General features: G+C 65.8%; 6 protein-coding genes. All 6 read left to right on the forward strand.

The window, feature by feature from the left end:
• The first annotated feature begins 155 nt into the window (after positions 1-155).
• Complete coding sequence (locus tag P2Q66_RS04140) at positions 156-1,616, forward strand: glycosyltransferase 87 family protein (RefSeq protein ID WP_275725820.1); 1,461 nt, start codon at positions 156-158, stop codon at positions 1,614-1,616.
• Entirely contained in the window at positions 1,609-3,066 is a 1,458-nt protein-coding gene (locus tag P2Q66_RS04145) for an NAD(P)/FAD-dependent oxidoreductase (RefSeq protein ID WP_275725822.1), read from the forward strand. Before P2Q66_RS04140 ends, P2Q66_RS04145 begins: the two co-directional genes overlap by 8 nt.
• Before the next feature lie 62 nt (positions 3,067-3,128).
• Entirely contained in the window at positions 3,129-5,117 is a 1,989-nt protein-coding gene (locus P2Q66_RS04150) for a penicillin-binding transpeptidase domain-containing protein (RefSeq protein ID WP_115526042.1), read from the forward strand.
• A 37-nt stretch (positions 5,118-5,154) separates the two neighbouring features.
• Entirely contained in the window at positions 5,155-6,837 is a 1,683-nt protein-coding gene (locus P2Q66_RS04155) for an ATP-binding cassette domain-containing protein (RefSeq protein WP_079597976.1), read from the forward strand.
• A gap of 157 nt (positions 6,838-6,994) precedes the next feature.
• Positions 6,995-7,768 (forward strand): DeoR/GlpR family DNA-binding transcription regulator, encoded by a 774-nt coding sequence (locus P2Q66_RS04160; protein ID WP_275725828.1) that lies wholly within the window; start codon positions 6,995-6,997, stop codon positions 7,766-7,768.
• On the forward strand, positions 7,765-8,642 hold an 878-nt coding region (locus P2Q66_RS04165), incomplete at its 3' end, for an MFS transporter (RefSeq protein WP_275725830.1). The genes P2Q66_RS04160 and P2Q66_RS04165, both read left to right, overlap by 4 nt.

The raw sequence follows: 8,642 nt of genomic DNA on the forward strand, positions 1-8,642 counted from the left end.
CTGAAGACTGCTGGTTCCCTGCGGCAAGCAGCCGTACATTCGTTCACGATTGGAAGGACAATTGCCGGCAAAATACTGCCCGGCACACCTTGCGACGATACAGGCCCTTCCGGCGTTAAACCTCATCCTGCAGCCACACGGGTAAGCTCAACTCCATGGAGGAGACCCAGCCCCCGGGGCGCCGAGGACGGTCCCGACTGGTGGTTCCCAGCCGCAGCGACATGCTGCTGAGGAACTTCACGGAAGTCATTGGCGGTCCGCTGGGCCGCAGATCGGACCCCGGCGTTATTTCACCCGGGATATTCACCGTGGAACGGGTCCTGATCCTCCTCACCCTTGCCGCCGCGCTCGTCGGCGTCCTGCTTAAAGGCTATTGCCGCGCCCATGGCTGGGAGTCCCCCACCCAGTTCTACGCCACCTGCTATTCGGATTTTCCCGAGCTTTTCTCACACCGCGGTCTGGCTGAGGGAGGCTTCCCCATCCTCACCAATCAGTTCGAATATCCCGTCCTCATAGGACTGATCGCCGGGCTGACGGCGTGGCTGGTCCCGGGAACCGGCGTGACGGACGGACGGGTCCTGGCGTATTTCGACATCAACGCGGCACTGTTGGCAGGGGCGGCCATGATCGCCGTCCTGGCAACAGCGAGGATGTCAGCCCGCCGGCCCTGGGACGCAGCGATGGTGGCCCTGGCCCCGGGGATCATTCTCGCCGGCACCGTGAACTGGGACCTGTGGACGGTTTGCCTGCTCGCTGTGGCCATGTACTTTTTCGCCCAGCAGCGGCTGGTGCCGGCCGGGATCCTGATCGGACTCGCCACGGCCACCAACCTGTACCCGTTGCTGCTCCTGGCAGCCATCCTGCTGCTCGCCCTTCGCACCGGCCGGCTGCGCGCCCTGCTGGTCACGGGCGGGGCGGCGGCAGGCAGCTGGATTGCAGTGAACCTGCCGTTCGCGGCCACAAACTTTGACGGCTGGGCCCACTATTTCCGGTACACGGCTGACCGCGATGCGGGCTACAGTTCGCCCTGGTTCGCCTACAACCTGGTGGCCGGCAGGCTGCGCTGGCCAGAGCTGAGTCCGGCCGCTGTGGACCTGCTCTCGCCCGCACTCCTGGTGGTGGCATGTGCCGCCATTGCCGTTATTGTCCTCAGCGCTCCCCGGCGGCCCCGCCTTGCCCAGGTGGCCTTTCTTCTGGTGGGCGCCCTCATCCTCACCAACAAGGCGTATTCCCCGCAGTTTGTGGTGTGGCTGATCCCGCTCCTGGCGCTGGCGCGGCCCCGGTGGCGCGATTTCCTGGTCTGGCAGGGAATTGAGGGCCTGCATTGGGCCGCCGTGTGGATGTACCTTGGACAGGTGACCAGCGCAGGCTCCTCCCAGCACAACCTGGATATGCCCTACTACGTCCTCGCCGTGGCTGCCCACATGTTTGCGGTGGCCTATCTCATGGCCCGCGTTACGTGGGACATTTATGACCCGAATTATGATCCCATCCGGCGCCACCACACCGATGATCCCCATGGCGGGCCCTTTGCCGGCGCGCCGGACCGGATTCGGTTGAGCCTGCGCCGGCCGGCGGATTCACTCCTGCCCTGGAAGGAACCTTCGAATGCCTGATGTTGTGGTGGTGGGAGCCGGCCCCAACGGGCTGGCGGCAGCGGCAGTCATGGCCCGCGCCGGACTTTCGGTGGAGGTCTTCGAGGCAGCCGCTTCCATCGGCGGCGGGACACGCACCACCGAACTGATGCAGCCCGGCCACTTCCACGACGTGTGCTCGGCTGTCCATCCGATGGCCCTCGCCTCGCCCTTCTTCCGGGCATTCGAACTGGCCCGCCGGGTGGAAATGGTCACCCCGGAGATCTCCTACGGTTCGCCGCTGGACGGCGGACGCGCCGCCCTGGCCTACCGGTCCCTCGACCGGACGGCAGCGGAACTCGGGCGGGACGGCGCCGCCTATCGCAGACTCATGGCGCCCCTGGTCCGGAACGTGGACGGGATCATGGACTTCACACAGAACCAGCTCTTCCGGATTCCGCGCAACCCTGCAGCCGCCGGTATTTTTGGGCTGCGGACCATGGAACAGGGAACGGGGGCCTGGAACGCCAGGTTCCGCGAGGAGTACGCTCCCGCCCTGCTCACCGGCGTTGCCGCCCACGCCATCTCCCGCCAGCCCTCCCTCGCCGGCGCCGGTGCCGGACTCATGCTGGGCGCCCTCGGGCATGCACAGGGATGGCCCATCCCGTTGGGAGGCTCCGTTTCGATCGCTGCCGCACTTGCCGAGGATTTTAAGGCGCACGGGGGCGCCATCCATACGAACGCTCCGATAGACAGGCTTGCAGACCTTCCTCCTGCCAAGGCCACGCTGCTCAACGTTTCGCCGCGCGGACTGGTCGCCATGGCCGGCCAGTCGCTGCCTGACGGCTACCGGCGGGCCTTGGAGTCATTCCGCTACGGAAACGGCTCGTGCAAGGTGGACTTCATCCTGTCCGGGCCCGTGCCCTGGCAGGCGCCCGAACTGGCCGACGCCGGCACGGTCCATGTAGGCGGTACCAGGAGGGAGCTGGCCCATTCAGAGAATGAGGTCAATGCGGGCCGTCATCCGGAACGGCCGTACGTCCTGGTGGCACAGCCCTCGCGGTTCGACGCCGGCCGGGCGCCGGAAGGACGCCACACAGTGTGGACCTACTGCCACGTTCCGGCAGGTTCAACCAAGGACATGACCGAGGCCATCACCGCGCAGCTGGAGCGCTACGCGCCGGGCTTCCGCGACCTCATAGTGCAGACGAATGCGGTCACCGCCGCTGGATTGGCCGAATACAACCGGAACTACATCGGCGGTGATTTCAGCGTGGGGACCATGGACTTGCGGGGCCTGGTCCAAAGGCCGGTGGTTTCCCGTGCCCCATGGCGCACCCCCTTGCACGGCGTGTACCTATGTTCGTCCTCCACTCCGCCGGGTCCGGGGGTCACCGGAATGCCCGGACTACACGCCGCGACACATGCCCTTAAGGACATATTCGGGATGGGAGTGCCGGCGCTGGGAATGTCGGCTTCGCGAGGAAAGTGAGCCGAAAGGCACCCGTCGCCATGTGGGCAAAAGGAGTGGCGAAACCGGGGCATAATGGCGCGATGGGGAAAAAAACAAAACTTTCGGCAGCCGTAGCTGCGCTCATTCTCGGAACATCGCTGGTGGCGTGCGACGACGGCCGCAGTGGTGCCGAGGCGGCAGCCTCACAGCTGGCCACCGCCGTTTCGGGCCTGGATATCGCGTCGGTGGAGTTCGACGGCAAGGATGCCGGAGCTGCCAACGACCAGCTCAAGACCGTTTTTGCTGCCCTTGATCCGCAAAAGCCCACTGTCGAAGCCGGCGAACTCACCCTGGACGGCGACAACGCGTCGTCGCCCCTGAACTACACCTGGTCCTTCGGTGACGCGCAGTGGAAGTACACGGTGTCGGCCAAATTCAAGAAGTCCGGCGACAAGTGGCTCACGGTCTGGGAGCCAGCCCTCCTGGTTCCGGGCCTCGCGGATTCCGAAATCCTGACCAAGGGCGCACAGTCGCCGCAGCGCGCCGACATCCTCGGTGCCGGCGACGTCCCACTGGTCACGTACCGCCCCGTGGTGAACGTAGGTATCGACAAGCCGCAGCTGGGTGCCGCCGACCCTGCCGATTCAGCCGGAAAACTGGCCGCTTTGGTGGGTGTCGATCCCGCCGGATATGTGGAGCAGGTCAAGGCATCCGGTGCCTCGGCCTTCGTGCCGGCAATCACCCTGCGTGAAGAGGGCCGGACCATCACGAATGAGCAGATTGCCGCCATCCCGGGCGCGCGGGCCATTCCAGCCTCCATGCCGCTGGCGCCCAGCCGGACTTTTGCCCGCGCTGTGCTCGGCTCCGTTGGCGAGGCGACCGCTGAGCAGATCGAAGCCTCGGAAGGAGCGCTGACGCCGGGCGATGTGACGGGCATCGGCGGCCTGCAGCAACAGTACGACGAGCAGCTGAGGGGTACGGACGCCGTCGTCATCCGCGCCCAGCGTGCAGACCTGACCCGCGAACAGATCCAGTCGTCAGCCACCGACCCCAGGCGCGTGCTTTTTGAGGTGGCGCCGACGCCGGGGACGCCCCTGAAGACCACGCTGGACCCGGGGCTGCAGACGCTCGCCGAAAGCACCCTGGAAAAAGTGGGTCCCGCCTCCGCCATTGTGGCCCTGCGCCCCTCCACCGGGGCGGTCCTGGCGGCCGCCTCCGGGCCGGGCAGCAACGGCTACAACACGGCAATGCTGGGGCAGTACGCCCCGGGCTCGATCTTCAAAATGGTGGACTCGCTGGCGATGTTCCGCAACGGCCTCACTCCCGAATCCAAGGTTGAATGCACGCCTACCCTCACGGTGGACGGGCGGACGTTCAAGAATGCGGAGGGGTATCCCGAGGGTTCCCTCGGTTCCGTCACCCTCCGCGATGCCTTCGCGCATTCCTGCAACACCGCCTTCATTGCCGCGCGTGACAAGGTGTCTCAGGGGCAGCTCGAAGCGGCAGCCATGGCCATGGGCCTCGCCGTGGAGGCACCGGCACTTGGGGCGGAGGCATTCCTCGGTTCCGTCCCCGCCGAAGCAGCCGGAACCGAGCATGCCGCCTCCATGATCGGCCAGGGCAAGGTGCTTCTGTCACCGTTGGCGGCGGCGATGATGGCCGGTTCCGTGGCCAAGGGGGCGCCTGTCTCGCCGCAGCTGGTCCTGAACCCCGACGGCGGTGCTGCCGCTGCCGGGACCACCAGCGGTTCCACAGCTCCGGCCGCCCAGCCGTCTGCGACGGCGACAGCTGAAGCACCCTCGACGGCGTCCGGCCAGCCGATCACGGCGGCCGAGGCCGCTTCCCTCGCGGACATGATGCGCGCCGTCGTCACCTCCGGACACGCCGGGTTCCTCTCGTCCGTTCCGGGTGAGCCCGTGGGCGCCAAGACCGGCACCGCCGAGTTCGGCAAAGAGAATCCGCCCAAGACCCACGCCTGGATTGTGGCCGTGCACGGAGACCTTGCCGTGGCCGTCTTCGTGGAGGACGGCGGACTGGGAGCAACAACATCCGGGCCGCTGCTGAAGGAGTTCCTCACCGCCGCCGGCTGACCTTCAACCCGACGGGCCGCGTGGGAAGATGGACTGCGTGGCCCATATTGACGTTTCCGGTATCGATTACTTTCTCTCTGACGGCACGCAGCTGCTGAACGGGGTGACCTTCAAGGTTCCGGATGGCACCAAGACGGCGCTGATCGGACCCAACGGGACGGGAAAAACCACTCTTTTCCGGATCATCGCCGGCGACCTCACCCCGGACGAGGGCGTCATTGGACGGTCCGGAAACATGGGCATCATGCGCCAGTTCGTGGGCCAGGTCCGGGACGAATCCACCGTGCGTGACCTGCTCGTGTCCGCAGCACCGCCTGCCTTGGCTGCCGCCGCCCGCGAGGTTGACGAGGCCGAACTGGCCATGATCGAGCACGACGACGAACCCACCCAGATGCGCTACGCGCAGGCCATCGTGGATTGGGGAGACGCCGGAGGCTATGACGTCGAGACCGTCTGGGACGAAGTGTGCATGGCGGCGCTGGGACTCCCCTTTGACCGCGCGCAGCACCGCCCGGCGTCGAGCCTCTCCGGCGGTGAGCAAAAGCGCCTGGTCCTGGAGGCACTTTTCGCCGGACCGGACGACCTCCTGCTGCTGGACGAACCGGACAACTACCTGGACGTGCCGGGTAAGCGCTGGCTTGAGGACAAGCTCAACGAGTCCAGGAAAACCGTCTTCTTCATCAGCCACGACCGTGAACTGCTGAACAACGCCGCCGGGCGCATCGTGACCCTGGAGCCCGGAATCAACGGCGCTGCGGCGTGGATCCACGGCGGCGGATTCGGCTCCTATGTGGAGGCGCGGGCGGACCGGAACGCCCGTTTCGAGGAGCTCCGCAAACGCTGGGACGAGGAGCACGTCAAGCTCAAGGAACTCGTCAACATGTACAAGAACAAAGCCGCCTTCCGCTCGGACATGGCCAACCGCTACCACGCAGCCCAGACCCGCCTCGCGAAGTTCCTCGAGGCGGGCCCGCCCGAGGCGCTGCCCATTGAGCAGAACGTGCACATGCGGCTCAAGGGCGGCAGGACTGCCAAACGCGCCATCGTGGCCGAACGGCTGGAACTGACCGGGCTCATGAAGCCGTTCTCCACGGAAGTCTGGTTCGGCGACCGCGTGGGCGTCCTCGGTTCCAACGGCTCGGGCAAAAGCCACTTCCTCCGCCTGCTGGCCACCGGGGGTACCGACCCCGAGCGCGAGCACCTGCCGGTATCTGACGTCGAGATCGCCGAAGTTCCCCACGAGGGCACGGTAAAACTCGGGGCCCGCATCCGGCCGGGATTCTTTGCCCAGACCCACGTGCGCCCGGATCTCCTGGGCAAGACACTGCTCGAGATCCTGCACCGCGGCGACGAGCACCGTTCCGGTCTTGGCCGTGAGGCCGCCGCCGGGGCGTTGGACGGTTACGGGCTGGCAGGACAGTCGGAGCAGAAGTACGAGTCCCTCTCCGGCGGCCAGCAGGCACGGTTCCAGATCCTGCTGCTGCAGCTCAGCGGAGCCACGCTGCTCCTGCTGGACGAGCCCACGGACAACCTGGACCTGCACTCCGCGGAGGCATTGGAGCGGGCCATCGACCACTTCGAGGGGACGGTCCTGGCGGTCACGCACGACCGCTGGTTCGCCCGCACGTTCGACCGCTTCCTGGTGTTCGGCTCCGATGGGAAAGTGTACGAATCGGACGAGCCGGTCTGGGATGAGCAACGGGTGGTGCGCGCCCGCTAACCCCGGACGCTCTATCACCTTTCGCGGGTTTTTCCGCGACGCTCCATCACCTTTCGCGGGTTTTTCCGCGACGCTCCATCACCTCTCGCGGTTTTGTACCGACACCGGCCTTACACGCAGTCATGATTGAATAATCATTCATTGCTAGCATTTGATCATGAAGACGGACGAGCGGCATCGCACCATTGCAGAAATGCTGCGCAAACGATCCGAGGTCAGCGTGGATGAGCTGATCCTCGCCTGTGATGCGTCCGGGGCGACGATCCGGCGCGACCTTGAAGTCCTGGCCGCCAACGGTGTCCTGCGGCGCATCCACGGCGGAGCCAGGAGCCTCATAGCCCACGGCGGGCACCCGGGTTACGGTCAGCGTGAGCTGGAGGACCAGGACGTCAAGAAGCGGATTGCAACGGCCGTTGCCAAGCTTTTGCGGGACGGTGAACACCTATGGCTGGACAGCGGCAGTACGGCCACGGAGGTGGCACGCGCCGTGGCTGGCAGGGACCTGACGCTGATGCCCATGTCTCTACGATCGCTCAATGCTGCAGCCGGTGAGGAAGGCGGTGCCGGTGTCCGCCCATCGCTCCTTTTGCCCGGCGGAAACCTGGTCCCCGGGGAACTGTGCTTCCGCGGCCCGCTGGCAGAGTCAAACATCCGGTCCCTGCGTTTTGACACCGCCGTTGTTACGCCCTGCGCGGTGGACTTCAAGGACGGCCTGCTTGCGCACGACCTGGAGGATGCGGCGGTAAAGCGCGCAGGCCTCGAAGCCGGCGCACGTGTGGTGCTCGCAGCCGCTGCGGCCAAGTGGCGCGCGCAAGCAAGGGTACTTGTGGCAAGCCTGGAGCGGGTAGATGTAATGGTGACGGACAAAGATTTCAGCGCCGAAGAGCGCGCACAACTCGATAAATACTCAGTGGAAGTAGTGAATGTATGAGCCTGAATACCGGCACGGCACATGAAGCGGGATTAAAGGCAGCAGCGGTGGCCACATTCGTGGTCTTTGGCATCAACGGTTTGGTCTTTGCGAGCTGGGCTGCACGAATTCCGGCAGTCACCGAAACGCTGCAGATCACCTCGGGCCAGATGGGGACGCTCCTGCTGTGCACCGCCGTCGGCTCACTGCTCGCGCTGCCCACGGCTGGCCTGGTGGTGGGCCGGCTGGGAACGGCCAATACTGTCCGTTTAGGCGGGCTGCTGGCCGCCGCAGCGGGTACCGGCATCGCCCTGTCACTGGCCGTCGCATCGATTCCCGGCACGGCCGTCTCCCTGTTCTTCTTCGGCATCGCCATCGGCCTGTGGGATGTGTCCCAGAACATTGAGGGGGCCGACGTTGAACACAAAATGCGCCGCACCATCATGCCGCAGTTCCACGCAGCATTCAGCGGCGGCGCCTTCGTGGGCGCGCTTATCGGCGCGGGACTTTCTAACCTGGGCGTGGACCTTCCCGTGCATCTGCTGGTCATCGTCGGCATCGTCGTTGTGGTCACCATGATCGCTCCCCGCTACTTCCTGCCACACATCCCAACTGCCACCCCCGCCGGCGAAGCGAAGCCCGCCAAGGGACCCTCCGCATGGCGGGACAGCCGCACCCTGCTCATCGGTGTTGTGGTCCTGGGGGCGACCCTGACAGAAGGCGCCGGAAACGACTGGATTGCGAAAGCATCGGTCGACGGACTCGGAACCTCAGAGTCAACCGGTGCACTGATGTTTGCCCTCTTCGTCCTGGCCATGACAGCCATGCGGTTCTTCGGCGGCCAGGTCATCGACAAGTACGGCCGCGTTGCCGTGCTGCGGGCCAGCATGGCCGC

The organism is Arthrobacter sp. Cr_A7, from assembly GCF_029222765.1.
Classification (GTDB): domain Bacteria; phylum Actinomycetota; class Actinomycetes; order Actinomycetales; family Micrococcaceae; genus Arthrobacter.